General features: G+C 63.4%; 27 protein-coding genes. 5 read left to right on the top strand and 22 right to left on the bottom strand.

Annotated elements, in window-relative coordinates; all coding sequences use genetic code 11:
- Positions 1–47: 47 nt before the first annotated feature.
- The 4 genes from C1725_RS06510 to C1725_RS06495 form a co-directional block, all read right to left on the bottom strand.
- Positions 48–1,277 carry an ATP-binding protein gene (locus tag C1725_RS06510; RefSeq protein ID WP_102410840.1) on the bottom strand — a complete coding sequence of 410 codons (1,230 nt, stop codon included), beginning with the start codon at positions 1,275–1,277 and terminating at the stop codon, positions 48–50.
- A complete protein-coding gene (locus C1725_RS06505) occupies positions 1,274–1,966 on the bottom strand; it encodes a winged helix-turn-helix domain-containing protein (protein ID WP_102410839.1) in 693 nt (230 codons plus the stop codon). Before C1725_RS06505 ends, C1725_RS06510 begins: the two co-directional genes overlap by 4 nt.
- A gap of 157 nt (positions 1,967–2,123) precedes the next feature.
- Complete coding sequence (locus C1725_RS06500; RefSeq protein WP_346026412.1) at positions 2,124–2,894, bottom strand: nucleotidyltransferase domain-containing protein; 771 nt, start codon at positions 2,892–2,894, stop codon at positions 2,124–2,126.
- Between the two features lie 149 nt (positions 2,895–3,043).
- The gene (locus tag C1725_RS06495; protein ID WP_102410837.1) at positions 3,044–4,033 is read right to left on the bottom strand and encodes a glycoside hydrolase family 130 protein; all 990 of its coding nucleotides are present in this window, start codon (positions 4,031–4,033) and stop codon (positions 3,044–3,046) included.
- A gap of 145 nt (positions 4,034–4,178) precedes the next feature.
- Between C1725_RS06495 and ilvD the strand changes: the two genes are divergently transcribed.
- Both ilvD and C1725_RS06485 read left to right on the top strand, forming a co-directional pair.
- The gene (gene ilvD, locus C1725_RS06490) at positions 4,179–5,894 is read left to right on the top strand and encodes a dihydroxy-acid dehydratase (protein ID WP_346026871.1); all 1,716 of its coding nucleotides are present in this window, start codon (positions 4,179–4,181) and stop codon (positions 5,892–5,894) included.
- A complete protein-coding gene (locus C1725_RS06485) occupies positions 5,891–6,262 on the top strand; it encodes a hypothetical protein (protein WP_102410835.1) in 372 nt (123 codons plus the stop codon). Before ilvD ends, C1725_RS06485 begins: the two co-directional genes overlap by 4 nt.
- Positions 6,263–6,314: 52 nt before the next feature.
- On the opposite strand, the gene C1725_RS06480 is transcribed toward C1725_RS06485, so the two are convergent.
- The 12 genes from C1725_RS06480 to C1725_RS06425 form a co-directional block, all read right to left on the bottom strand.
- The gene (locus C1725_RS06480; protein ID WP_102410834.1) at positions 6,315–7,439 is read right to left on the bottom strand and encodes a radical SAM protein; all 1,125 of its coding nucleotides are present in this window, start codon (positions 7,437–7,439) and stop codon (positions 6,315–6,317) included.
- A 121-nt stretch (positions 7,440–7,560) separates the two neighbouring features.
- Positions 7,561–8,895: an AAA family ATPase gene (locus tag C1725_RS06475; RefSeq protein WP_102410833.1), complete on the bottom strand. Its 1,335-nt coding sequence runs from the start codon at positions 8,893–8,895 to the stop codon at positions 7,561–7,563.
- An 18-nt stretch (positions 8,896–8,913) separates the two neighbouring features.
- Positions 8,914–10,035: a DUF362 domain-containing protein gene (locus C1725_RS06470; protein ID WP_102410832.1), complete on the bottom strand. Its 1,122-nt coding sequence runs from the start codon at positions 10,033–10,035 to the stop codon at positions 8,914–8,916.
- Complete coding sequence (locus C1725_RS06465; protein WP_102410831.1) at positions 10,032–10,874, bottom strand: Cof-type HAD-IIB family hydrolase; 843 nt, start codon at positions 10,872–10,874, stop codon at positions 10,032–10,034. The genes C1725_RS06470 and C1725_RS06465 overlap by 4 nt, the downstream gene beginning before the upstream one ends.
- Positions 10,875–11,029: 155 nt before the next feature.
- Positions 11,030–11,902 (bottom strand): pseudouridine synthase, encoded by an 873-nt coding sequence (locus C1725_RS06460; protein WP_102410830.1) that lies wholly within the window; start codon positions 11,900–11,902, stop codon positions 11,030–11,032.
- Between the two features lie 81 nt (positions 11,903–11,983).
- Positions 11,984–13,024 carry a hypothetical protein gene (locus tag C1725_RS06455; RefSeq protein WP_146009171.1) on the bottom strand — a complete coding sequence of 347 codons (1,041 nt, stop codon included), beginning with the start codon at positions 13,022–13,024 and terminating at the stop codon, positions 11,984–11,986.
- A gap of 149 nt (positions 13,025–13,173) precedes the next feature.
- Positions 13,174–14,244 (bottom strand): branched-chain amino acid aminotransferase, encoded by a 1,071-nt coding sequence (locus C1725_RS06450; protein WP_102410828.1) that lies wholly within the window; start codon positions 14,242–14,244, stop codon positions 13,174–13,176.
- Positions 14,245–14,354: 110 nt separating this feature from the next.
- The gene (locus C1725_RS06445; RefSeq protein WP_346026411.1) at positions 14,355–15,608 is read right to left on the bottom strand and encodes an MFS transporter; all 1,254 of its coding nucleotides are present in this window, start codon (positions 15,606–15,608) and stop codon (positions 14,355–14,357) included.
- Positions 15,609–15,753: 145 nt separating this feature from the next.
- Complete coding sequence (locus C1725_RS06440) at positions 15,754–16,176, bottom strand: GNAT family N-acetyltransferase (RefSeq protein WP_102410827.1); 423 nt, start codon at positions 16,174–16,176, stop codon at positions 15,754–15,756.
- 36 nt (positions 16,177–16,212) lie between these two features.
- Positions 16,213–16,989, bottom strand: a complete 777-nt coding sequence (locus C1725_RS06435; RefSeq protein WP_102410826.1) for a PHP domain-containing protein — start codon at positions 16,987–16,989, stop codon at positions 16,213–16,215.
- Positions 16,990–17,002: 13 nt separating this feature from the next.
- Positions 17,003–18,580, bottom strand: a complete 1,578-nt coding sequence (locus tag C1725_RS06430; protein ID WP_346026410.1) for an amidohydrolase — start codon at positions 18,578–18,580, stop codon at positions 17,003–17,005.
- A 188-nt stretch (positions 18,581–18,768) separates the two neighbouring features.
- Complete coding sequence (locus C1725_RS06425; protein ID WP_102410825.1) at positions 18,769–19,260, bottom strand: HD domain-containing protein; 492 nt, start codon at positions 19,258–19,260, stop codon at positions 18,769–18,771.
- A 284-nt stretch (positions 19,261–19,544) separates the two neighbouring features.
- On the opposite strand from C1725_RS06425, the gene C1725_RS06420 reads away from it, so the two are divergent.
- A complete protein-coding gene (locus tag C1725_RS06420; protein WP_102410824.1) occupies positions 19,545–20,633 on the top strand; it encodes a putative NPN-dependent ornithine cyclodeaminase in 1,089 nt (362 codons plus the stop codon).
- Between the two features lie 74 nt (positions 20,634–20,707).
- Here C1725_RS06420 and C1725_RS06415 read toward each other — a convergent pair whose 3' ends face one another.
- From C1725_RS06415 to C1725_RS06390, 6 genes are all read right to left on the bottom strand, one after another.
- Positions 20,708–21,553 (bottom strand): helix-turn-helix domain-containing protein, encoded by an 846-nt coding sequence (locus tag C1725_RS06415; protein WP_102410823.1) that lies wholly within the window; start codon positions 21,551–21,553, stop codon positions 20,708–20,710.
- An 81-nt stretch (positions 21,554–21,634) separates the two neighbouring features.
- Positions 21,635–22,105 carry an MGMT family protein gene (locus tag C1725_RS06410; protein WP_102410822.1) on the bottom strand — a complete coding sequence of 157 codons (471 nt, stop codon included), beginning with the start codon at positions 22,103–22,105 and terminating at the stop codon, positions 21,635–21,637.
- Between the two features lie 78 nt (positions 22,106–22,183).
- Positions 22,184–22,540, bottom strand: a complete 357-nt coding sequence (locus C1725_RS06405) for an inorganic diphosphatase (RefSeq protein ID WP_102410821.1) — start codon at positions 22,538–22,540, stop codon at positions 22,184–22,186.
- Positions 22,541–22,564: 24 nt separating this feature from the next.
- The gene (locus C1725_RS06400) at positions 22,565–22,834 is read right to left on the bottom strand and encodes a DUF1905 domain-containing protein (protein ID WP_102410820.1); all 270 of its coding nucleotides are present in this window, start codon (positions 22,832–22,834) and stop codon (positions 22,565–22,567) included.
- On the bottom strand, positions 22,831–23,721 hold the full coding sequence (locus C1725_RS06395) for an aminoglycoside 6-adenylyltransferase (RefSeq protein ID WP_102410819.1): 891 nt from the start codon (positions 23,719–23,721) through the stop codon (positions 22,831–22,833). Before C1725_RS06395 ends, C1725_RS06400 begins: the two co-directional genes overlap by 4 nt.
- 12 nt (positions 23,722–23,733) lie before the next feature.
- Positions 23,734–24,330, bottom strand: a complete 597-nt coding sequence (locus tag C1725_RS06390) for a DNA-3-methyladenine glycosylase I (protein WP_102410818.1) — start codon at positions 24,328–24,330, stop codon at positions 23,734–23,736.
- A gap of 171 nt (positions 24,331–24,501) precedes the next feature.
- Between C1725_RS06390 and C1725_RS06385 the strand changes: the two genes are divergently transcribed.
- Both C1725_RS06385 and C1725_RS06380 read left to right on the top strand, forming a co-directional pair.
- The gene (locus tag C1725_RS06385) at positions 24,502–25,350 is read left to right on the top strand and encodes an RNA polymerase sigma factor (protein WP_346026409.1); all 849 of its coding nucleotides are present in this window, start codon (positions 24,502–24,504) and stop codon (positions 25,348–25,350) included.
- Between the two features lie 25 nt (positions 25,351–25,375).
- Positions 25,376–26,065: a TIGR02453 family protein gene (locus C1725_RS06380; RefSeq protein WP_102410817.1), complete on the top strand. Its 690-nt coding sequence runs from the start codon at positions 25,376–25,378 to the stop codon at positions 26,063–26,065.
- The last annotated feature ends 16 nt before the right edge of the window (positions 26,066–26,081 follow it).

Below are 26,081 nucleotides of genomic sequence, written 5' to 3'. Positions count from 1 at the left end.
CGCACAGCAGCTTACCATTTCCAGATGACGGACGCGTGAATTTCATCTTACGGATTCGTCAGGAAGGAGATCGTGAAGGCGCTGCCCCGCCCAGGCTCGCTTTCGACCGAGAGCAAACCGCCCTGCCCCTCCACGATCGCCCTGCACAGCGGCAGGCCCAGGCCTACGCCCTGCGCATCGATCCCGCTGCGGCTTCGGTAAAAGCGCTTGAAGATGTGGGGCAGCTCCTCCGGCGCAATCCCCTCGCCGTCGTCCAATACGCGGATGCGCAGCATTACCGGCGAGCGCTCCCACACGACGCGCACCGTGCCCCCCGGCCCCATGTGGTCGAGGGCGTTTTTGATCAGATTGCCGATGGCTTCGGCCGTCCACTGCGCGTCGCACAGCACCGTCTCGTCCGCCGGGCCGCTCAGCTCGATGCGCTTTTTCTCGTGCACGGCGCGCTGCATGAGTTCCTCCGCCGCGCGCCGCGCGAGCGATTCCACCCGGCAGACGGCGCGCTCAAAGGCGATGCCGCCCGCGTCGATGCGGGCGATCTTGAGCAGGGAAAGGATCAGTTCCTCCATGCGCGTAAGCGAAACCTGCGTCTTTACGCAGAAGGCCGTCACCGTTTCGGGGTCGTCGGGCTCCGCTTCGATGATCTCGCTGTACAGCCGCGCGGCGGCGAGCGGCGTCTTGATCTGGTGTGAAATGTCCGAAATGGTGCGCTGCAAAAACTCCTTGTTCCTCCGCTCCGTCTCCCCCTGCGCCTGAAGCGCCGTCGCCAGGGCGTCCACCGCCGCCATCAACCTGCCCAGCGCCCCTTCCTCCGCCTGCGGCAGACGGAGGGAAAAATCCGCGTCCGCATAACGGGCGACGATGCGCGCCGCGTCGCCCAGGCGGCGTTCCCTTCTCTGAAGCCAGGCCGCGCAAAGCGTCAGCAGCGCGGCGGAAAAGCCAGCAGCCAGCAGGAAAGCGCGCAGGGCGCCGCTCCGCGCGAGCGCTCGGACGTAAGGAATCAGGCACGCAGGCGTTTGAGGCGTGCGCCCGGCGCGCGACAGCAGCGCCTCGCCCGCCGCCGTCCCGCCCGTGTCCGCGAGGCTTACGGCGATCACGTCCGCCGGCACGCCCTGTTTCAGCAGCGCGCCCGCGATCTCCGCCTCGCGCTTGAAAAGCAGCGTCTGCGCCCGGCGCGCACCCCAAACGGCCGAAAGGCACGAAAGGGCCGTGAGCAGCGCGCATAAAAGTACCGTCAGCAAAAAGAAACGCCGAGCGGTTCTGTCCTCCCCCCAAATCATGCGTCCACCGCCTTAAACCGGTAACCCAGCCCGCGCTCGGTCAGCAGCCGCCGCGGGTGGGACGGGTCCTCCTCCAGCTTTTCGCGCAGCCTGCGCACGTAGACGGAGAGCGTGTTGTCGTCCACGAAGTCGCCGCCGCTGTCCCACAAGGCGCTTAAAATCGCCTGCCGCGAAACCACGCGGCCCGCCTCGCGCAGGAGCAGGCAGAGAAGCCGGTATTCGGCCACCGTGAGCTCCAGCGGCCTTCCGCGCACCGCCGCGCGGCAGGATGCGAGGTTCACGCTCACGTCGCCGCAGACGAGGCGGTCGCCCGCCGCGTACCCGCCGTCCGCGCGGCGCAGCAGCGCACGGATGCGCGCGCACAGCTCGCCAAATCGAAAGGGCTTTGTGACGTAGTCGTCGCCTCCGCAGTCCAGCCCGCGCATGACGCTGACCTCCTCGTCCGCGGCGGTCAAAAAGAGGATGGGCACGCCGTCGCCCCGGCCGCGCACCCACTCGCAGACGTCGAAGCCCGTGCCGTCCGGCAGCGACACGTCGAGCAGCAGCAGGCCATATTCCCCCTCTTTCAGCAGGCAAAGCGCCTGCGCGGCCGTTCGGGCGCAGGTCACCTCAAACCCGTCCTTTTTCAGCGCGTAGCACAGCCCGTCCAAAAGCGCCGCGTCGTCCTCCAGCAGCAGAATCGGCTTCAATCGGGATTCTCCTCTCCCCATGTAATGCCCCCATTATACCACCATTTTGACGTAAACAGCCACGCGGTTGCCCAGCTTACGAAAGTGTAAGAAAAAGGCGGACGCGCGCCGCGGCTGTCCGCTCGCATCGCCCGTCCGCCGGGAAAGCCTATTTCTTTCAGCAGGCGCTCCCTGTCAGCTCCGATTCCAGCACGTCGGCGAAGCGCTGCACGGCGGGCCCCAGCGACGAAAGCCACGCCTTCGTTCCCTCGTCGTCCCGATAACGTGCGGGCGCCTTCCTGATCTGAAGGGTTCGCAGCATTTCCTCCCGCACGGGGCACAATCCCTGCGCCAGCGACCATTCACCCGCCTCCGTCTTGGCGATGACGCGGCCAGTCCGCAGCGTATACAGTCCCCGTGCGATGTCCAGCAGCCAGCCGCAGGCGTAAAGGCTGTCGTTCGTCTGCACCGCGTACCGCCGAATCGTGCGCAGGTGCTCCGCTACCGCCTCTTTTAGCTGCGAATCGTCAGGCGCTTCAAGTACGTCCCGTACGTCCGTGCCGCAAACGAGCAGACCGTCGTGCAAAAGCTCATAGCGCGAAAAGGCATCGAAGCAATACCTGTCGGTCACGCGCTGCCCGCTCGTCCCCCAGTAGACCACCCGAGTGTATTTCTCGCTGCAAAACTCCTTCAGCGAAACGATAGCGCCTTCAAATAGCCTGTAGTACGGGTTTTGGGGCTCCTCCGCGAGCATCGTCTGGCGAAGGTTCACCAGCGCCAGCGCCTGTGCCTCCCCAACCGGCTCTTTCGTGAAGCACAGCATGTCGATATCGCTCCAGCCTGGCTTGAAGTCGCCCAGGACGACCGAACCGTACAGGTAAAATGCCGTAAGCTCGTCCCCCAGCAGGAGCAGAAGCCTGCGCTTCATCTCTTCGATTGCCTGATGCATGTTTTTCTCCTTTTTGCATCTCGTTTCAGCGCCCCAACTAAAGCTCGGCTTGCTGAACTGGAGCGCATGCGTCTTGATTTTTCTTCCATGGGCCCCTCGTCGGGCGCACGCGCAAAGCCGGGGAAGCCGCAGCCTCCCCGGACGCATGGTTACTTTAAGGGGTGCGCCTTGATGTACGCGAGCAGGTCGTCCACCGTCGTAAACGCGAGGCCCGTCACGGTGTCCGCGCAGCCGTAGTAGATCGCGATGCGGCCGGTCGCGGCGTCCTGCAGCGTCGCGCAGGGGAAGGTCACGTTGGGCACGTCGCCCACGCACTCGTAAAGCTCGCGCGGCCCCAGGATGTAATACGCGCCGCGCTCCTTCACGATCCAGGGCTTTTCGATATCCAGCAGCGCCGCGCCCACGCGGTACACGAAGCCGTTGCAGGTGTTGATGACGCCGTGATAGATGAGCAGCCAGCCCTCGTCCGTCTCGATGGGGATGGGGCCGGGGCCGATCTTTTTGGACTGCCACGCGGAGCGGTCGTCGCCGATGGTGCCCATCACGTAGCGATGCTTGCCCCAGAACGTGAGATCCGGGCTGAAGCTGACGAAGATGTCTCCGAACGGCGTATGCCCCGTGTCGGATGGGCGGCTGAGCATGGCGTACATGCCGCCGATCTTCCGCGGGAAGAGCACGCCGTTGCGGTTATAGGGCAGGAAGGCGTTCTCAAGCTGGTGGAACGTCTTAAAGTCCTCCGTCCAGGCGACGCCGATCGTCGGGCCGTGATAGCCGTTGCACCAGGTGACGTAATACCTGCCGTCCATGAAGCACACGCGCGGGTCGTAGCGGTATTCGCGCGCCGTCACGGCGGGGTCGCCCTCAAAGCGGATGGGCTCGTGGTCGATGTTCCAGTGCAGGCCATCCTTTGAAAAGCCCGCGAAGATGTCCATGCTGACCGACTTGGAATCGCAGCGGAACACGCCCGCGAAGCCTTCCCCAAAGGGAACGACGGCGCTGTTGAACACGCTGTTGCTGGACGGGATCGCGTCGCGCCCAATGATGGGGTTCCCGCTGTAGCGCCACACGGGATCCTGACAGCCCGCGGTACGCTCCTGCCATGGAATGTTCGGCAGGGCTGCGCCAATGATTTTCGCCATGGAATCACTCCTCTTTACATGCTGTTGTGACTCTATTATGACGCATCCGCGCGCCAAAATCGAGTGTTTTTTGCATTCTCTGCTTTTTTCCCCTCCCCTTTCATGCTACAATGGGAAAAGCAAAGGAAGGATGGGGACCCGCATGTTGAACAGCCAGAAGATTCGCGCCCTCGCGCCGGAGATGGACCCGCTGCGCATGGGCATGGGATGGACGGAGGACGACCTCGAAAAGCCCCAGGTGCTCGTGGAAAGCACGTTTGGCGACAGCCACCCGGGCAGCGCGCACCTGATGGAGCTGGTTCAGGAGGCGGCGCGCGGCATCGCGGACGGCGGCGCAAAGGCCGCGCGCTACTTTGCCACCGACATATGCGACGGCATGGCGCAGGGGCACGACGGCATCAACTACTCGCTCGCCCACCGCGACATGATCGCGAACATGATCGAAATCCACGCAAACGCCACGACGTTCGACGCGGGCGTTTTCATCGCCAGCTGCGACAAAGCCGTGCCCGCGCAGCTCATGGGCATCGGCCGGGTGAACATCCCCTCCGTCGTCGTCACGGGCGGCGTAATGGACGCGGGCCCCGACCTTTTGACGCTGGAGCAGATCGGCATGTACAGCGCCATGCGTCAGCGCGGCGAGATCACGGAGGAACAGCTCACGTACTACAAGCGCCATGCCTGCCCCAGCTGCGGCGCGTGCAGCTTCATGGGCACGGCCTCCACGATGCAGATCATGGCGGAGGCGCTGGGCCTGATGCTGCCCGGCACCGCGCTGATGCCCGCGACCTGCGGGGAACTGCGCGAGGCCGCGTATCAGGCGGGACGCCTCGCGGCGGACATGGCGCGGCGCGGCGTCACGGCGCGCCAGATCGTGACGCGCGAAAGCTTTGAAAACGCGATCATGGTGCACGCGGCCATCTCCGGCTCGACCAACAGCCTGCTGCACATCCCCGCCATCGCCCACGAGTTCGGCATCGACCTGGACGCAGAGGCCTTCGACCGCCTGCACCGCGGCGCGCACTACCTGCTGGACATCCGCCCTGCGGGCCGCTGGCCCGCGCAGTTTTTCTATTACGCGGGCGGCGTCCCCGCCGTGATGGAGGAGATTCGCTCCATGCTGCACCTGGACGTCATGACCGTTACCGGCAAGACGCTGGGCGAAAACCTGGAGGCGCTGCGCGCCAGCGGCTTCTACGGCCAATGCGAACGGTATTTGGCCCCCTGGAATCTGAAGCGAACGGACGTAATCCGTCCGTTCGACGACCCCATCGGCCGGGACGGCACCATCGCCATCCTACGGGGCAATCTCGCGCCCGAGGGCGCGGTCGTCAAGCACAGCGCCGTGCCCAGGGAGATGTTTCAGGCGACGCTGCGCGCGCGGCCCTTTGACAGCGAGGAAGAGGCCATCGCGGCGGTGCTTCGCCACGACATCCGCCCCGGCGACGCGGTCTTCATCCGCTACGAAGGGCCCAAGGGCAGCGGCATGCCGGAAATGTTTTACACCACGGAGGCGATTTCCTCCGATCCGGAGCTGGGCAGGTCCATCGCGCTCATCACCGACGGGCGCTTCTCCGGCGCGTCGAAGGGCCCCGCCATCGGCCACGTCAGCCCGGAGGCCGCCGCCGGCGGCCCCATCGCGCTCGTGGAGGAGGGCGACCTCATCCGTATCGACATCCCGAAGCGCGCGCTTTCCATCGTGGGCGCGCGGGGCGAGGCGCGCACGCCCGATGAAATGGAGCAGATTCTGGCGGAGCGCCGCGCGCGCTGGCAGCCGCGCGCGGCGAAGTATCAATCCGGCGTGCTGAAGCTCTTCTGCGAGCGCGCCGTGTCGCCCATGAAGGGCGGCTATATGGAATGAGTACGCCCCCGAACCCACGCGACGACCTCATCTTCGGTTCGATCTTCGGCGCCATCGGGCTCGCGCTGGCGATCACTCTTTATTCCGCTACGAAGGGCATTTCGAGGAGAGTATCGAGGACCGGCAACCCCGTCGCCGCCGCCATCCTCGCGCTCCCCCTCCTGGCCATCATCGTCCACTGGATTTCTTCCTATCGGAAAAAGCGTAACGCCTCGCTCGAATGGGTACAGCCCCCAAGCATGCCGGATGAAGAGCCGGAGGAAAGGCCGCCGATGCCATCGCTCGGCGTGCTGATCGAGAACATCGTCTTGCTCCTGCTCGCGTACGCCATACTGTTTCTCACCTGCCTGCCCGCTCAGCCAAACTGATAAATCCCCCGCGTTTTGGGCCCAGCCCGAAACGCGGGGGATTTTCATGCGCTTAAAAGACCAGATCCCCGGGCCGATAGCCCTCCGGCAGCTCTTCCTCGCTGACGAACCGGAAGCGCCCGTCGCGCAGCACCGGCAAAAAGACCTCGCAGGGGATTTTGGAAAACTCGCAGCCATAGCTGCTCGCGCCGAACCAGCCGCCCTCTTTTCCGCGCAGGTTCAGGTCGCGCGCGAACTTCGTGCGGTTCGAGCAGTCGTGCACCGCCAGATTCCAGCCCTCTTCGTCCGCGAGCCGCATGAGTTTAAGCGTCAGCTCCCGGCTCCAGATGGGCGAAATGTAGCCCAGCCGCGTGCAGTACAGGTTTTCGCCGTAGTAATTGTCGATGTTGTTTTCGTTCAGGTGCAGCTCCGCGCAGTTGATGAAGTCCAGCCCTGTGGCCAGGATCGCCTGCTTTTTTTGCAGGAAGGCGTCGAAGAATTCCGGCGTCATGGGCGTTTCGATGCCCACCTGCGGAATGTAGCGCTTGGCGGCGGCGATGCTTTCGATCACCCTGTCCGCACAGCCGGACGCGCCCAGGTTGAAGCGCAGCTCGTCCAGGCCCGCCTCGCCCAGCGCGCGCAGGTTCTCCTCGGTCGCAAGGGTACCGTTCGTATACAGGTGCTGGTGCACCCCCGCCGCCCTGAACCGGGAGATGATGCCGTAATACTTTTCAATCTCCATAAACGGCTCCAGGTAGACGTAGGAAATGCCGGTGGGCTTTGGGTGCACAGAGAGAAGCAGGTCGATGTCCTGCTCGTAAAACTTCGTGCCGCCGATCTCCCAGAGCCCCTCGCCGATCGGGGGCTGGCAGTCCATCTGGCCGTAGTCGTAGCAGAATTTGCAGGCAAGGTTGCATCGGTTTGTCTTGCGAATCGCGCTCAGTCCCGTGCCGAACAGGCACGAGCGGCAGCCCATCGGGAACCTGCGGTCGTCGCCCACGTAATACGTCCGGTTGCCGAGCGTCTTGAGGCCCTTGATCTCCCCCATCAGCTCCGCATGCCGGCGCTCGACCGCCGCCTCGATCTGCGCGAGGACTGCGTAGATGATTTCCTGCTGGCGCGTCAGGATTTCTTCCTCTTCCGGAAGCGCAGCAAAGAATTCAAACCACATCAGCGCGTCCTTCTTGGATATCTTCATGTCGTATCCTCCATCGGACGGACGAAAACCGTCCGCCTACAATTCTTTTATAGATATTGCATCGCCTGTACCGCTTTATAAAGGCTGTTCCTACAAGTTAAAAGCCATCTTCTTCGCGCCATCACTTTTTCTGCGCACGCCTTTCCGCGCGCCACGCCTGAATTTCGGCGAGCCGCTCGCCAAGGCGCGCCTCGTTCCCCTGCGCCGTGGGCACGTAGTAGCGCTTGCCCTCGAGGCTTTCGGGCAGGCACTGCATGAGAGCGATCTTTTCCTCGGTGTCGTGCGCGTAGACGTAGCCCTCACCGTAGTGCAGGTCTGCCATGAGCTGCGTCGGGGCGTTGCGGATCACCAGGGGCACGGGCTCCGCGAGCATATTCTGCGCGTCCTGTTTCGCGGTCTCGTAAGCCACGTAGCAGGCGTTGCTCTTGGGCGCGAGCGAGAGGTAGACCACCGCCTGCGTCAGGGCGAGCGTGCATTCCGGCATGCCGATCATGTGGCACGCCTGATAGGCGTCCACAGCGAGCGCGAGCGCGCGGCTGTCCGCAAGGCCTACGTCCTCGCTGGCGAAACGGATGACGCGCCGGGCGACGTAGAGCGGGTCCTCCCCCGCCTCCAGCATGCGCGACAGCCAGTAGACCGCCGCGTCCGGATCGCTGTTTCGCATGGATTTATGCAGCGCGGAAATCAGGTTGTAGTGTTCCTCGCCGTTCTTGTCGTAGAGCAGGGACTTGCGGCTGACGCACTGGGAAAGCGTCTCCTTCGTCACGAGGGTGGAGCCGTCGGCGCGCAGTTCGCCGTTGAGCACCGCCATCTCCAGCGTGCTCAGCGCGGCGCGCGCGTCGCCGTTTGCAAAAGCGGCGATGGCCGCGAGCTGCTCGTCCGAAATCTCCACGCGCTGGTTGCCAAACCCGCGCGGGTCGCGAAGCGCGCGGCGCAGCAGCTGCGCCAGGTCCGGGGCGGAAAGCGCCTGCAGCACGAACACCTTGCAGCGGGAAAGCAGCGCCGCGTTCACCTCAAAGGACGGATTTTCCGTCGTCGCGCCGATGAGGGTGATGCTGCCCTTTTCCACAAAGGGCAGGAAGGCGTCCTGCTGCGCCTTGTTGAAGCGATGAATCTCGTCCACGAAGAGCAGCGTGCGCAGGCCCATCGCGCGCGCGTTTTCCGCGCGCTGCATGACCTCCTTGATCTCCTTGATGCCGCTGGTGACCGCGCTGAAGTCCACGAAGTTTGCCTTCGTGCGCCCGGCGATAATGCGCGCCAGCGTCGTCTTGCCTACGCCCGGCGGCCCCCAGAAGATCATGGAAGAGACCTGATCCTGCTCGATCAGCTGGCGCAGCACGCGCCCCTTTCCGATCAGGTGCTGCTGGCCGACGAATTCGTCCAGCGTCTGCGGCCGCAGGCGGCTCGCGAGCGGCGCGCTGCTCTTGCGGTCGTCAAAAAAGGACTGCTGCTCCATCTCCGTCCCTCCATCCCTTCATCTTAACCACTTAAAGAGCGGGTTTCTGTACACGTTCACGTCCGTCTTCGGGCAGAGCTCCTGGCAGCAAAAGCAGCGGATGCACCTTTGCATGTCCACGCGCGGGCGCCGGTTCTCATCCATCGAGATGGCGTGCGCCGGGCAGGCGCGAAGGCATGTACCGCAGCCGTCGCAGCTTTTATGGGTAAAGACGGGCCGCGGTTTTAAAAATGCCGGTATGTGCCCAAGCCACCACGCGCCGGAGAGCACGCCGCGCTTTTGCATGGGGATATCGAAGTCCGAAACCGCCAGCTCCTCCACCCGCGCGCCGACGACCTCCGCCGCCCCCAAAAGGCCCCGCCGCCTCGCCGCGCGCAGGGTCGTCACCTGTTCTGGAGCGATGCCGATCAGTTCAGCCGCCACCGCATCCGCCGCGTGCGGGTCGGGCGATGCGAGGATCGCGCCCACATGGCGCGGCCTGCCGCCGGACGGCCCCTCGCCCTCCATGGCCTCCACCGCGTCCAGCACGGCGAGCGCAGGGCGCGCGCAGGCGCACAGATCCAAGAGCATGTCCGAAAAATCGTCCACGTCCGGGTATCGGGCATGGTATTCCGCCTTGATCGTGCCGGGCACGAGGCCGAACAGGTTTTTCACGCAGCCGGTCATACCCGTGAGCCCGTGCGTCTTGAGCTTGCCGACGGTGATGATCGCGTCCGCGCGCGCCGCGCAGGCGAGCAACTCCAGCGAACGCGCGGCGTGCCCCTCGGGATAAGCCCGCGTGACGCTCGAAAAATCGTCGTTCAGCTCCGCCAGCCCCTCGTCCGCGATCGCGCGCATGCCGCAGGCGTCGTATACGCCGCGCAGAGCCCCGAGCGTGAAGGGGCCGCCCGGACTGTCCGCGATGACGGGCTGCGCGCCCGCCGCCCGGATTTCGCGGCAAAGGGCGCGCACGACCTCCGGGTGCGTGGTAGTTGCGCGCTCGGGCGCGCGTTTCATCAGCAGGTTCGCCTTGACCAGCACGCGCATGCCGGGGGAAGCGAACGCAGCCATGCCGCCGAGGGAGGAAAGCGCCTCGCGCACCGCGCGCTCCACCCGCTCCCGCTCGTAGCTCTCACAGGGAATGAGCGAAACCTTCGTCATAGCGTCTCCCCCAGCGCCCAGCGGCGCACGGCGTAGGCCACGCCCGCCTCGTCGTTCGAAAGCGTCCGGTGTACGCAGAGCGCCTTGATGGCCTCCGTCGCGTTGCCCATGGCCGTGGAATGGCCCGCGAAGGCGAGCATCGGGCGGTCGTTTTCCTGATCTCCGATGGCCATCACCTCGTCCGCCGTCAGGTGCAGGTAGGCGCTGATCTCCGCGAGCGCGCTGCCCTTGTCGATGCCCGCGGGCATGATCTCTATGTTGTTGGCCCAGGAGCTGGTGACGTCTACGCCCGCGATGCGGGCGATCTGCGCGCCGGCCTCCACAAGGCGTTCGGGCCGCCGCTCCTCGATGGCGACGAGCTTGATGACGCCCTCGTCCGCCGCGCGGCGAAGGGCCTCCTCGCCGTAATCGATGCGCACGATGCCGCGCCGGGCGAGCTGGTGGCTCCACTGCTCCTGCCAGCCCTCGTTCTGCGCCGGGCGCACGGTGACGAGGTGCCCGTCCTGAAAGCCGTTGATGATGAGGTTATGCGCCATCAGCACGTCGATCACGCGCTGGGTGGTCTTCCCCGCAGGCAGGCCATGGCGGGCGATGACCTGTCCCTGCGGCAGCGGGGCGCTGAGCAGGCGCGCGCCGTTGCAGCCCGCGATCCAGCAGTTCAGCCCCGCACTGCGCGCGAACTGGCTGCCATCCTCCATCATGCGCCCCGAGCAAATGACGACGGCGATGCCCGCGCGCTCCGCCTCGCGAAGGGCCTCCGCATTCTCCTCCGGCAGTTCCTGTCTGCTGTTCAGCAGCGTGCCGTCCATATCGACGGCCACCATGCGTATCGGTTTCATGAAACAACCCTTTCATACGTGTAAGGAATCAATACAGAAAAACGGGAACACAGCTTCTGCATTCCCGTTTATTATAGGCGCTTTACCGCACAGATTCAACACCGTAAATTCACGCGCACCCGAAAATAAGCCGGCGTCCGCGCCGCAGGCGGCGCCTAAAACGGCGCGTCAACCTCAAACGCCCGTCCGTCCAGGTAGGAAAGCGCTCCCCCTGCGTGCAGCTCCATTCGCGTCGCCCAAAGCTGCTGGCCGCGAACGCGCGCGCTGCGGTTGACTTCCCGCAGACCGTACTTGTCGTCGCCCACGATCGGGCAGCCGATGAACGCGAGGTGCGCGCGTATCTGGTGCGTGCGGCCGGTGATCAGTTCGACCGAAAGGCGCGAAAAGCCCCCCTCCGTCTCGATCACCCGGTATCCCGTCACGATCTTCTGCGCGCCGGGAAGCGGGCGCTCCACGACGCGCACCCGCGCGCGCTCCGCATCCTTTAAAAGATAAGCCGTGAGCACCGCCTCGCGCGGCTTGGGGCAGCCTACGACGCGGCAGGTGTACGTCTTGCGAATCGTTCGCAGGCGAAACGCTTCCTCCGCCGCCTCCAGCGCCTGGACGTCCTTGGCGAGCAGCAGCAGGCCGCCGGTCTTGTTGTCCAGGCGGTGGCAGAGCGAGAGCGCCGCTCCATCCCCGCCTTGCGCCGCAAGGTACCGGCGCGCGCGCAAAAGCAGCGTATCCCCGCCGCCCTCATCCGCGTCCACGCTGAGGCCCTGCGGCTTGTTCACGAGCAGTACGCGCGCGTCCTCGTAAACGACGTCAAGCTGCGGCGCGGACGTCTTCAGCGCGGCCTTAGGCAGGTAGACGCGCAGCAAATCGCCGCCCGAAACCGCATCCTCCGCCCCCAGGCGCACGCCGAGGCGCTTCACGTCGCGGCGCTTTAAGCACTCCTTCAACGCCCAGGCGGGCACGTCCGGCAGCGCCCGTGTCAGGAAGGCCGCCAGCGGCACGGACGCCTGTCCCTTAGGTACCTCGATCTCCATCGCATGCTCCTTTTCAGGGGCCGATATCCCGCCCCCGCTGCCTCTTCGTCCACTGTTTGGGCGTTCACAAGGCGCGTCCGGTCACTGCAGCATCGCGGCCATCTGCGGCGCCTCGCATACCCAGCGCGGCACGGTGTCGAGCATCGTGTGCAGCGCGCGCATCATCGTGCCGCCCGGCATGACCGTCACCCTGCCCGCGAGCACTGCGCGCAGCGCCTCGATGTCCGCGCCCTGCTTGATGAGCATGCGCAGCTCCTGCGCGCACTCCTCCGCGTCCTCTCCCGGGCGCAGCGCGCCGGACAGCGCCTGCGCCATCGCCCGCTGGGCGCACTCCTCCTCCGGCAAAATGCCCTGCATGCCGCCTACGATCTGCTCCGCCGTGAACGTGCCCAGCTCTGGGCGCATCCCGCACAGCACGGGCCTGGGATCGTAGAGCGCGGGATGCAGCAGCAGCACGCCGTCCTCGTAGTCCATGCAGTCAAAGCTCGCCCACAAGTACTGCTGGGCGAGGTGCTGCGCCTCCTCGTCGTGCTCGTCCGCGAGCAGCACCTGCGTGCAGAAAAGGCGCTGGGGCGTGCGGTCGTCCAGCGCGCCCGCGATGTACAGCGCCGCCGATACCGTCGCCTCAAACGAGAAGAGCCGCATGCGCACACCCGCGTGCTCCGGCCTCGCCATCGCCGCCGCAAGCGGGGCCGCCAGCGTGTCGTCCAGGCGGCAGACGGGTCTGCCCTCCTGCGTGCCCACGTCCGCCCACAGCCGCAGCGAAAGCGCCTGCGCGGCGCAAAGCTCCTCGTAATCCGAAAGGAGCACGCAGCCGTCCAGGATGAGCAGGCGTTCCACCAGTGCGTGCTCGCCCGCGGAGAGGCAGTCCGCCTGCCGCTCCAGCGCGCGCAGCACCGCGCAGCGCGCCTCCTGCTCCTGCTGGGCGCGCAGCGGCTTTTTGTTAACGGCCTGCCAGCACTGCTCGATGGTGCGCCAAAGCTCCTGCGCGCTTCGCCCCTCAAATGCATCCCGGCGCACGGGCCGCATCGATGCGACCGCCCGCTCAAAGCGGCTCTTCTGCGCTCTTTCCAAGGTTCGCTCCGACCACTCCGCGTCGGGCATGTCTCCATTCCTGAACAAACAGCTTTCCCCCATTCCGCCCCGCCGCCCGTGAAGGAAGCGGCGTACGCCATATCCCTCCATGGGAAGTTTCGGCAGTTTTCCCCCCAGCGCGCGAAGGGGCTGCCCTGCGCCTCACGCAAAGCAGCCTCTTCCAATCTCTTTCGTGCTTACTCGACCGGTACGACCCAGCCCAGGGTATCCGGCTCCGTGCCGTACTGGATGCCCGTCAGGCGGTCGTAGAACTTCTGTGTGAGCGTGCCGATTTCGCCGCCGGAAATCTCGATCTCGCGGTCGTTCCACATCAGACGGCCAACCGGCGATACGACGGCCGCCGTGCCGGTGCCAAACGCCTCTTCCAGCTCGCCCCGTGCGGCTGCGTCGAAGACGTCCTGCACCGTGATGCGCCGCTCCTGCGTGGGCACGCCCATCTCCTGCGCGAGCTTGAGGATGCTGTCGCGCGTGATGCCGCCGAGGATGCTGCCGTTCAGCGGCGGTGTGACCAGCGCGTCCTTGAACTTAAAGAACATGTTCATGGAGCCGACCTCTTCGATGTACTTGTTCTCGCGACCGTCCAGCCAGAGCACCTGCGAATAACCCTTCTTTTCAGCCAGGTCGCCCGCGAGAATCGAGGCCGCGTAGTTGCCGCCCGTCTTTGTAAAGCCCACGCCGCCGCGCACCGCGCGCACGAGCTCGCTTTCCACGTAAATGCCGACCGGCGCGAGGCCGTTTTCGTAGTACGCGCCGCTGGGCGAACAGATGATGAAAAAACGGTAGGTGCGCGACGCGTGCACGCCGAGCATGATGTCGGTGGCGATCATCGTCGGGCGAATGTACAGCGAAGTGCCGGGCGTGGAAGGAACCCAGTCCGCGTCCGCCTTGAGCAGCTCCATCAAGCCCGCCATGGCCTGCTCGATCTCGATCTGAGGCATGCACAGGCGCTCCGCCGAACGGTTCATGCGCGCGAAGTTGTCGCGCGGGCGGAAGAGCTGCAGGCCGCCGTCCTTACGCCGGTAACACTTCATGCCCTCGAAAATCTCCTGGGAATAGTGGAACACGACCGTACCGGGATCCATCACGAACGGGCCGTAGGGCTTGACTTCCGGGTCGTGCCAGCCCTGCTCGGGGTTATAATCCATGACGAACATGTGATCCGTAAAGATCACACCAAAGCCGAGCTTCGATTCGTCCTGCGGTTTTTCCTTGGGGTGCTGCGTCAGCGTCACGCGTACCGGTACCATGACCATCCCTCCATGCTTCTTTGGCAGTGACAGCGCTTTATTGTTATCGCCGTCTATTGTACGCTCACCGCGCCCGCGCTGTCAAGTCGCAAAGCCTTCCAAATCGGCGCTCAGCCGATGCGCTCCATGCTGCGGGGCACGCACACGAGCAGGATGACGCCGCCTACGACGAACATCGCCATCACCGCGAGCACGCCGTAGTTGGCCACCCCCGTCGCCTGCGCCACGACGCCGAAGAGCGCCGGGCCCACCACGGCGGAAAACTTGCCGAACACGTCGAAGAAGCCGAAGAACTCATTGGAGCGCTCCTGCGGGATGATCTTGCCGAAAAAGCTCCTGGAAAGCGCCTGAATACCGCCCTGCGCCGTGCCCACCAGCACCGCGAGCACGAGAAAATCGCGAAGCGTCGCGAGCCTGAAGCCCACCACGCACACCAGCAGATAGGTCGCGATGCCCACCAGAATCATCGTGCGCGCGCCCAGGCGGCTCGCGAGCTTTCCATAGAGGATGGCGAACGGAAACGCGACGATCTGCACGATGAGCAGCACCAGCATCATGTCCATGCTGCCCAGATGGCACGAATCTCCAAACACCGTCGCCATGTGGATGATCGTACCCACGCCGTCGATGTAAAAGAAGTAGGCGATCAGGAACATCAGCACCGCGCGGTGGCCCGCGATGTCCCGAAGCGTGCGGCCCATTCGCTCAAACGTCTGATGAAAAAGATTGCCTTCCCGCTCGACGTAGAACCTCTGCTGCACGTTTTTCAGCATCGGCACGGTGAACCCCAGCCACCAGACGGCCGTCAGCAGAAACGAGAAGCGTGTGGCCAGCTCCGCCGAAATGCCGATTTTTTCTCCAAACTGGATGAGCAGCAGCGCTGCGACCAGCGGGATGGTCGAACCGCCGATGTAGCCCAGGCCATAGCCATAGGTGGAAACCTTGTCCATGCGCTCCGCGGTCGTCACGTCGTTCAGGAAGCCGTCGTAAAACACGCACGAGCCGTTAAAGCCCAGCGTGCTCAAGATGTAGAAGGCGAGCATCAGCTTCCAGTTTCCCGTAAATGCGAGCAGCGCCGTGCCCGCGACGCCCACCAGCAGAAAGAAGGTAAACAGCTTTTTCTTATATCCGCGCAGGTCGCCCAGCGCGCCTAAGAACGGCGCGCATACGGCACAAAGGAGCGTGCCGATGCTGGTGGCGTATCCCCAATACGCCGTCGCATCCACGTCCGCGACCCCGCTGCCCTTGGCGACGGTCTTGAAAAAGATCGGCAGAATGATGGCCGCGATGATGGCCGACTGTGCGGAGTTCGCCCAGTCGTAAAAAATCCAGCTTTTTTCCTCCCGGGTAAAGTGCTTCAACATGTGTTTTCTCTCCCCTTCTGTTCGTTAACCCCTTTCATTATACGGGATAAACGGACGGGGAGGAAGGAAATTTTGACAAAATCCGTGTAAAATCTACTCCGAACAGACAAAACGCGCGCGGAACGTTCCCGTTCCGCGCGCGCCCTCACAGCGCCCTGATAAACTTATAGGAGGTCCTTTGAAAGCCTTCCCGCTCGTAAAAGCGGTGCGCGCCTTCCCGCGCAAAATTCGAGGTGAGCTCCGCCAGGCAGGCGCCGTGCTCCCCCGCAAAGCGCAAGGCGTATGACAGCAGCGCCTTTCCGAACCCGCGGCCGCGGCAGGACGGGGCGACCACCAATTCCTGAATTTCTGCGATCAAGGCCGCATGGTGCAGTTGCGGTGCGATTCGAAGGTGGACATACCCCAGCGCTTCTTCGTCAAAGAGCAGAAAAATGTGATCGCCCCGTGCGCCCAGCAGGGAGCGGTATGTCTCGCAAAAGGTCTCTCTGGGAAGCGTCGCTTCTTCCAGCTCGCAGGTCAGGCGCCAGACCGCCTCTTCATCCTTTAAATGCGCCGGTTCGATTCTCATCCGCGTATACCCCTTCCGCCATTCGGCATCGCGTGGCTACAGCTCGAGCCGCTCCACCCGCTCCATCCCCAGCGCGCACAGCGCATCGACCGCCTCCTGCCAAAGGTCCGTCTCCGTAAGCCTTTTGGGGGCGTGGGCATCCACGCCGATGATCGCCCGGCACCCCATAGCGGCGGCGATTTCCCAGAACCTTTCGTGCGGATAGCCCTCGATGCCGCGCCTGCGCTGGGCCCGAAGCCCCGCAAGGTTATACTCGAGCGGCAGGCGCAGGGCGTTTGCCGCCTCGCACAGCGCGCGGGCGGCCGCGGCGCAGGTTCGGTCGAACGCGCCGTAGCCCAGCATGAACAGGTCCGGGTGCGCAAGGTAGGCAAAGAGCCCCGTCTCCATGCCCGCGACGGTTCGCTTGACGTACCTGCGAACGTCGCCTGCGTCGCGCGGGTAGCCGAAGTAGATGCCCGTCTCGTCGCTCAGGTCGTAGTGGCTGCCGAGAATCGCGTAGTCGACGCCCTTTGCCTGCATCGTATCGCGCAGCCAGGGAATGTAATCCGGGAAATACTCGCACTCCAAACCGAGCAGCACGTCGATTTGACCCACGTATGCCGCCCGCAGCGCGCGCACGCTCCTTACATACCCATCCAGTTCGCGCACGGTCATGCGCATGCCGGAGACAAAGTCCGTGCGGTACGGCCAGGGCGTATGATCGGCAAAGCCCAGGACGTCAAAGCCGCCCTCGATTGCCGCGCGCACGTAATCGTCGTCCCGCCCGCTCGCGTGCATACAGCGCGCGGTGTGGGTGTGATAGTTCGCCTTCATACCTTCCTCCCGGTCAGTTCCTCGAAAAGACGCACGCACCGTCCTTGTACGTCGAAAGCACCTGTATGCGGCGCATCTGCTCGCGCGGCGTCTTCAGAGGGTTTTCCGAAAGCACGACGAGGTCTGCGCGCTTGCCCGCCTCGATCGTGCCCTTCGTGTCCTCTTCAAAGTACTGGTATGCGGCGTTTCGCGTAAGCCCCAGCATCGCTTCCCAGGCGTCGAGCCGCTGATCCGCCCCCAGCGTGACGCCGCTGCGGGTTACGCGGTTCATGGCGCAGTAGAGCACGTCCACCATGTCCGGGGGCAGCACGGGCGTATCCATGTGCAGAGTAAACGGCAGTCCCGCCTCAAGCGCGGACTTTGCAGGGCTGATGCGCGCGGCGCGCTCCATGCCGAAGTTTTCGACGTGCGTATCGCCCCAATAGTACGTGTGCGCCACGAAAAAGCTGGGCAGGATACCCTTTTCTTTCATCCGGGGCAGTTGATCCACGCGCACGAGCTGCGCGTGGATCATCACGTCGCGGCAGTCCGTCGGCTCTTCGTGCGCCCGGATAAACTGCTCCGCCGCCGCGTCTCCGTTGCAGTGGCAGAGCAGCTGCGCGTGCGCGGCGTGCGCGCCCCTGACGAATGCCTTGACCTGCGCGTCATCGTAAATCGGATAGCCCGTGTATCCCGCCTCGCCAACGCTATAAGGTTTCGTCATCCAGGCCGTTCTTCCCTGCGGGGAGCCGTCCAAAAAAATCTTGTATCCGCCGATCTTGAGGCCATTTTGGTAGGTTCCAAAATACTCGGCGTTCCGGTGCAGCAGCTCAGGGCATTCCTTCATGTCTATGTACGCCACCACGTCCATCTTGAGCTTTGCGGCCTCCAGCACGTCCATCTCCTGCTCCTTGGCGATCCCCTCCTGCGCGGTGGTGATGCCATAGGACAGGTAGATTTCCTGCGCGCGAACCATCAGGCGCTCCATCTCCGCGCGGGACGCGCCCGGAATCCTGCCGCCAGCCGCCATGAAAGCCTTTTCCTCCAGATACCCGTCGGGCGTACACCCGTCTTCCTCGCGCCCGATGACGCCCCCGGGCGGGTTCGGCGTCTCCGGCCCCAGGCCCAACGCCTTGAGGGCCTGCGTGTTCGCCACGCCCATATGCCCGCTCGCGTGCGAGATGAGCACCGGGTTGTCCGGCAGCGCCGCGTCCAGCACCTTCCGGTTCGGATGCGCGTGTTCCTCCAGAAAATTGTGGTCATAGCTGAACCCGATAACCCAGGCGCCGGGCGCCGTGTTCATGCGCGTCTTGTAATCCAGCAGCATTTTCTGAATCTCCGCGAAGGAACGCGCCTGCGTCAGATTTACAAAGCGCAGGGAATTGGCGAAGTTGACGATGTGGCTATGGGAATCGATAAACGCCGGAATCAGGCAGCGCCCTTTCAGGTCGACCTCCTGCGCGCCCGGCGCGGCCTTTTCGCGCGCCTCCCGAAGCGTACCGACATGAGCAATATTTCCGCCGCGCACGAGCACAGCCTGCGGCGTCTCTCTCTCCGGTCCGCCGCCTGCCATGGTTACGATATCGCCGCCATAAAAAAGGACGTCCTGCATCCAAATAACCCCTTTCTTCGTCCTCGGATTTTTACCTATTGTAACACGGTTTATTCGCCTTTGCTGCAGGAAAGCGCCAAAATCAGAGCCGTGCGCGTCTCAAAACCGTGCTGTCCGCGTCTAAACCGCAGTGGACGCTCGAAAGAAAAAGCAGGCGAAGCGGCGGCTTGCGCCGCCCTTTCGCCTGCTCACAAAAACATGGCCTGCAGATACGTCTTGCCGCGCTCTGTCCTGAAGACGTTTGCCCCGGCCTTTTCCACCGCTTCCCGGCTCATGTTTTCTTCCAGTGCGTTCACGAGAAAGTCCGCTTCCACGAGGATCTGCAAATCTTCGTCCCGCTGCTCGCCGTAGGTATGGTGGTGCGCGATCAGGTAGCACACCCGCTCCACGAGCTCTGGGTCGTAATCCAGCCGGCCGAGGATTTTACGGGCCGCATCGGGGCCCTCTTCTTCCTGATATTCGCCCGCGCTGGAGCCGTACTTTTCAAGGCTGGGCCGGATTCCCACGTCGTGCATGATCGCGGCGATCTGCAAGATCTCCTGATCGCGCTCGTTTAGGCCCTCCGCCTCACCGATGACCTTGGCAAAGGCGTACACCTTCAGGAAATGGTGCACGCGGTGCGGCACGCCCCGCTCGTAATCCACCATTTGGGATACGATCGTTCCAATCGGATGTTTCATGCGCTCTCCTTTCCCCGCCCAGGGCGGTTCGAGCTGCCAACAGAAAGCCAAATGCATCCACTTCGGCTTTCGGGCGCAGTATAGCACAGGTTTGCAGATTTGAAAAGGGCATTCCTGCATTCTCGTCATCAAAGCGCCCGAACCGCCCGCATATTTAGGCAATTTTTCGGTTTTCTCCGCATCCTTTCCCTTATTTCCGGTCGAAATTTTTCTTTCCTTTTCCGCCCGCGCCCATTATAATAGAAAGAAATCCCGCCGCATAAGCATCAAAAGGAGGCAGCTTTATGGCCTTTTCCTTGCCCGTATACCGCGCGCCGGACTTTTCCGCGCCCGTGCTTTCTTCCGCGCCTGACGTTCAGACCGCCCCCGCCCCACGGGACGGCGTCGTGCCCGAGGGCTACCACGCGACGACGATCTTCCCCGAATACTTCCGCGTGGGCGGCGTCTTTACCCTCGCCCGGGAAAGCCGCATGGACTGCGTGGCCGTACTCGAGTCCGACGGCTCCATCGCGGTGCGCGAATTCCGCAACGTAAAGGCCGGGGACGCGGTCGTCCTGGGACGCACGGAGGACGGCAGCGAGGGCATTTTCGTGCACACGGACGGCTTTGCGGGCCCGCAGACGGGCGCTGCGGAGCCCTTCTCGTTTCGTCAAAACCGTTCGCGCGAGACGGCCTATTCCTGCGATTACGACCGCCTGTACGAGCTGCTGCGCTACGAGCGCGACCACGGAAGGATCCTCTGGGTGCTGGGGCCCGCCTGTTCGTTTGACTCCGACGCCAGAAACGCCATGGCCTCCCTGATCGATCGGGGGCTGTGCCATGGCCTGCTCGCGGGCAACGCCCTGGCCACGCACGACCTGGAGGGCGCGCTGCTCCGCACAGCCCTGGGGCAGGACATCTACACGCAGGTCGCCGCGCCCGGCGGGCACTATCACCACATCGATGTGCTCAACAAGGTGCGCGCCTGCGGTTCGATTCCCGCCTTTATTAAAACCTACGGCATCCGGGACGGCATCATGAACGCCTGCGTGCAGCGTGACGTCCCCTTCGTGCTGGCCGGCTCCATTCGAGACGACGGCCCCCTGCCTGAGGTATATGGCGACGTCTACCGCGCGCAGGACGCGATGCGCGCGCTGCTGCGCGAGGCCACGACCGTCATCTGCCTGGCGACGCAGCTTCACTCCATCGCTGCCGGCAACATGACGCCCTCCTTCCGCGTGGTGGACGGCGCGGTGCGGCCCGTATACCTCTACTGCGTGGACATTTCGGAATTCGTCGTGGGCAAGCTGCGCGACCGCGGCAGCCTGGCCGTCAAGACGTTCGTCGCCAACGCGCAGGACTTCCTCGTCAACGTCGAACGCGGCACGCGATGAACGGCCGTAAGGACAGTATATGCGATTCCCCGCACCCGGATGCCGGATGCGGGGAATTTCGTATCGCCGGGCGCTTACGCCTTCTTCCGTACGACGGGAATCCAGATTTCGCTCACGTAATCGTCCGCGTCCATGTCGCCCATCGAGTACCACTCGATGTTGACGCCCTCCGCCAGGTCGTACTCCGGATTATTCGGCAGCCATTCGGTGAAGATCTGCCGGTTCAGGCGCTGCAGCGAATCGGGCAGCGCGCCCACGCCCTTGAACTTCACCCAGGTGTGCGGCGCGATGGTGCGAAGCACGAACCCGTCCGGCACAGGCGTGCCCGGCTCGTAGAAGTTCCCGATCAGGTACGCAAAGTCGGTCTTGCCCGCCTCGTCGAGGCAGACGCCGAGGCAGCCCGGCACAACGCCATGCAACCCCCGCTTGCAGTACTCATCCCAATATTCAGGAATCTGCCCGAACGCGCTGTCGTAGGCAAAGCGCCGCTCCATGCCGACGACCGTGATCTCTCCCAGGTTTTCGATGCTGTAATCCATGATTTTACCTCCCGTCAACGTGACCTGTATTTGAAGGGGATTCAAATAGCGCAGCTGCGCCCGCGTCCGCTTCGCCGCCGAGGGCGTGATGCCGTGAAACCTGCGGAACGCCTTTTGAAAGCTCTCCGGCGTCTCGTAGCCATACCGCAGCGCCACGTCGAGCACCTTCGCGTTCGTGGCCTGAAGCTCCTGTCCCGCGGCCGAGAGGCGGCGCTGACGGACGTACTCCGATACGGTCATGTCCGTCATCATCGTAAACATCCGCTGCAGGTAAAACGGCGAGAAGGAGACCTGCCGGGCGATGACCGCGATGTCCAGGTCGTCCTGCAAATGCGCCTCCACGTAGCGAAGCATTTGATTGATACAGCGTATCCACTCCATTTGTTTCCCTCCCTTCACCGGTATCTTAACAGATGCCGACAGGCGTTTCCGGTCTTTCTCTGCGGCGTTTTGTCCGATCCCTCATATCAGGCTTCTTTCATAATCCCGAACGTAATAGCGGATGTTCGTCCGGCCGCGCGTGACGATCTCATGCCCTTCCTCCATGAGCAGCTTTCTCTGGCGCTCGATGCCGCCGGGGTACTTGGGGTTGAGTTCGCCGTTCGCCTTCAGCGTGCGCCAGTAGGGCGTCTTGTCCGCCGTCCTCTGCTCGCTCGCCCATGCGGCGATGGCGACGAATGCGCCTGCGGTGATGGGCTCCGTGAAGTCCGCGCCGTTTTCCCGGGCAAAGCGCTCACGGATGCGCCCCACGGTCGTCACCCTGCCGAACGGCACCTCGCGCATCGCCCGGTCGTAGGCCATGGGCGGCGCGAAGTACATGCGTTCTCCCCCATACCTTTGTATCGTCTTTTCGTCGGTCACGATCTGCATCCTGGGCATGCCCTTGTCCTCCCGGAGCATGGCGTTAAAGTCCTTTTGATCCTCGTTTGCCATTTGCTTTTCCCTCCTTGACGCAAGAATAGCGGTTTTTGCGCCGGGATGCAATGAGACGGTTCGGATTTCTTTTTGCACTCAGGAATCCTGCATCACCACAAACGAATCGAAGTAACGCTCCTGAAAGCAGACCTGCCTGAGAATTTCCGCTTCTTCAAACGACGAGCCCTCCGGCGCGACGACCCACTTGTCCTCCACGTCGTCCCTTCGGCAAATGACCGCGATCACGGGCCCTGTGAAGACCGCCACCGGCTCGCTTACGCCAAGGATGTACGCGTCCTGCCAATCCCCGTCCGGTGCCATGGTGCCCTCTACGTACCCGTAATTCACCGGATAGTACAGATCCGGGTGCTCCGGATGATACGTGCCCATGGGCCGGTCTACCGTCACGGTGACGATGCGTCCCAGCGCGCCCTTAACGGCATCGACCTGCATTTGACTCCCCCTTACCCGTATTTTCTATGCCCGCTCTGCGAGCGTCACGTGCACCGTGTCGCCCGGCTGCTTGCCGATGGCGGCGCGGATGTCCTTGCGAAGCCCGATGATATGCCCGTGCGTACCCATGCGCACCACGCTTCCGTCGTATGGGACGCCGTCAAACGTCGCGCGCACCTTGACACGCCCCCTTCCAAACGCCTCGCGCACGTCGAAGGGAATCTCCACATAAGCTCCGTCGATGCCCTCTACCTTTTGAATCACCGCGTCGAACACATAGGTCCGTCCGTTCATGAAAGCCCCGCCTCTTCATAAATTTCCGACGCATCCCTTGAAAGCGCGCGCACGTGCGCAAGATGCTCCCGCGCCGCGCGCGCCTCCCCCGCGTCGTAAGGATAGCCTGTCCGTCCGGCGATCTCCTCAGCCATACCGTCCACGAGATCGCACATCGTGAACGTCGCATTCCAGAGCGCCTGTTCTTCCGCCGCGGCGTAGGTTGAAAGATATGCCCGCCAGGTCTCTTCCGGCAAAAAGCGGCTCAGGTACTTGCCGGACTTGCCGGGGCTCACGGAAAAGCGCGTGTCCAGCCCCACCTTCCACGTGAGCAGCCGGGCGAGCATCGGGCGCACGTGCAGATTCAGCATGTCCATGACGTAGGACAGTTCGCCGCGCCACAGGCCCTTGGCTACGTTGTTCGTGCACCACCAGAATTCATTGCAGCAGCAGGCGAACTGCTCCGCCGTAAAGGGACGCACCCAGAAGGCCGCGTCCGTCTCGCGGCTTTGCTGCGGCAGGCATCCGTCCTTGTCCAGCAGGACGCGGAACGCCCCATCCCCTGCGATTTCCGCAAGCGCGCCCTTCCAGGTGCATACGTGCAAATCCAGCCGATTGCCGTCCGCAAGCTGCATCAGCCAGCCGTAGCAGTTTTCCACGTCCGACGGCGCGTCCGGGTTCTCCTCGGGATACTGCATGTATAGCCGCTCGCCGAAACGGTCGATCCAGCGCCGGTCCTCGCGAAAGGAGCGCGTCTCCCCCACGACGTAAATCACGTCGTAATCCTGAAATAGGTCGCGCGGCGCGTTGGGGTTCGTGCGCGAACCCTGCAAAAACGCAGCCCGAATGCGCGCATCCTCCTGTGCGGTCCGAACGATCAGGTCTAGCATCTGCTCCTCGTTTCGCATGGAAGCGCCTCCTTAGTCCATCCACTGTACAGGCTGCTCCCGCATGATCTCCGCATACCGAAAGCATGCCGGGTCGTGATCGTTGATCATGCCGCAGGCCTGCAGGTGAGAATAGACGGTGATGGAGCCCATGTACTTAAAGCCTCTGCGCTTCAGATCCTTGCTGATCGCGTCCGAAAGCTCGTTTCGCGCGGGCACGCCCTCCAGCCTGTGCGCGGGATATACCCGCATTTTCCCCTCCGTGAATCCCCAGAGGTAGCGGTCGAATGTGCCGAACTCCTGCGCAATGTGCGAAAAGCAACGCGCATTTCCGATTACCGCGCGAATTTTGGAGGCTGATCGGATCATACCCGGCTCCTCGAGGATGCGCAAGACGTCCTCTTCGTCAAAAGCAGCCACGCGCTCGAAGTCAAAATTCGCAAAGCACCTGGCGAAGACGGCGCGTTTTTTCAGCATCATCAGCCAGTTCAGCCCGCACTGCATGGATTCCATGAGCAAAAATTCAAAATGCTTGCGGTCGTCGTGTACGGGCGCGCCCCATTCCGCGTCGTGGTAAGCCTCCAGAATATCCCCATCGCGGCACCAGCCGCATTTTTCCCTCTTCTCCACCGCATATTCCTCCCGTCGTCTTTAAAAGCATTGTAGCATACCGCGCGCTTTTACGAAAGAACTTTCGCGCGCCGCATGGAGCAGCGCAAAATTGCTCGAATTTTTCTTTATACAAAAAATCCTGTCACAATCGGCGCATTCGCGCGTCTAATTCTTATGGAGGTGAAAAAAATGAACGATTTCCATCAAGACCTAACCCTCGCGGAGCAGGCAGCCTCGGGCGATCGTGAGGCGCTGGAGGTTCTGCTCTCCGGCGTGCAGGACCTGATCTTTAACCTTTCCCTGCGCATGCTGGGCACCGTGCAGGACGCGCAGGACGCCTCGCAGGAGATTCTGCTCAAGGTCATGACGCACCTGTCTTCCTACCGGGGGGAAAGCGCCTTTTCGACCTGGACCTTCCGCATCGCGGCCAATCACCTGCAAAGCTATCGCCGGTCGATGTTTTCGCAGCGCCCGCTCAGCTTTGAGGTGTACGGCTACGACATCGCCAACGGCCGCGCGCAGGACGTGCCCGACCTGACGCAGGGCGTGGATCACGCGCTGCTGGAGCGCGAGCTCAAGCTCTCCTGCACCAACGTCATGCTGCAATGCCTGGACGCGCCGAGCCGCCTCGTCTTCATTTTGGGCACGATGTTCCGGCTCGACAGCCGCGTCGCGGGCGAGGTCCTCGGCATGACGCCGGAGGCGTACCGGCAGAAGCTTTCTCGCGTACGCAGGAAGATGTCCGAATTTCTCGCAGGCTACTGCGGCCTTTCCGGCACGGGCATGTGCTCCTGTGCGCGCCGCGTAAACTACGCCATCGCCAGCCATCGCATCCGTCCGGACGCGCCGGAATACACCCAGATGGACGAACGCGGCGCGCTCATCGATTCCTTCACCGACGCCATGGAAGAGCTGGACGACGCTTCGCGCGTGTTTGCCTCGCTCCCCTGTTACCGCAGTGCTCCGCAGGTGCAAAAGTGGATCGAGGACCTGCTGCGCGGCGGGCAGTTTGAGACGATCCTAGACGCAAAAGCCTGAACCGTTTCTCGAAAGGATGACATGTATGTGCGATCATCAGATCCTTCCCTTTTTAATTGCCCTTAAGGAAAACAACAGCCTCGAATGGATGCATCAAAACAAGGCGTGGCAGCGCGAGGCCGCTTCGCAATTTGAGGCGCTGCTCCAAGGCATCGTCAGCGATCTCGCGAAGAGCGAACCGGCCCTTGCCTCGCTGAACGCCAAGGATCTCGTCTTCCGCATGAACCGCGATACCCGCTTTGGGCGCGACAAGTCGCCCTACACGCCCGCCTTTCGGGCGCATATCTCCCCCGCGGGCCGCGCGCCGGTGCCGGTCGGGTATTACCTGTGCATTGCGCCCGGCGCGAGCTTTCTGGGCGGCGGGCTCTTCGCCTCCATGTTTCAGGACGCGACGCGGCGCATCCGGGACGCCATCTGCGCAGACGGGGCCGAATTCGAGGCGATTTTGAAAACGCCCGATTTTGCGCGGCGCTTCACGCTTTCGGGCGAGCGGCTGAAGAACGTGCCGCGCGGCTACGACGCCGCGCACCCGCAGGCCGAGTACCTGAAGTTTAAAAGCTGGTACATCGAAGCTCCCATAAGCGACGAAGCCCTGTGCGACCTACACGCCTTCCGGGAACAGGCGGTGCAGGGTTTCCTCTGCATGCGCCCCTTTAACGCCTTTTTGAACGGCGCGCTGGACGGTTTTCAAATGCCGGAGCGCCCCTCCAGATAACCTCAGGTCCACAGAA

Source organism: Beduinella massiliensis (assembly GCF_900199405.1).
GTDB classification, from domain to species: domain Bacteria; phylum Bacillota; class Clostridia; order Christensenellales; family Aristaeellaceae; genus Beduinella; species Beduinella massiliensis.
This window is presented reverse-complemented; position numbering and strand designations above follow the sequence as displayed.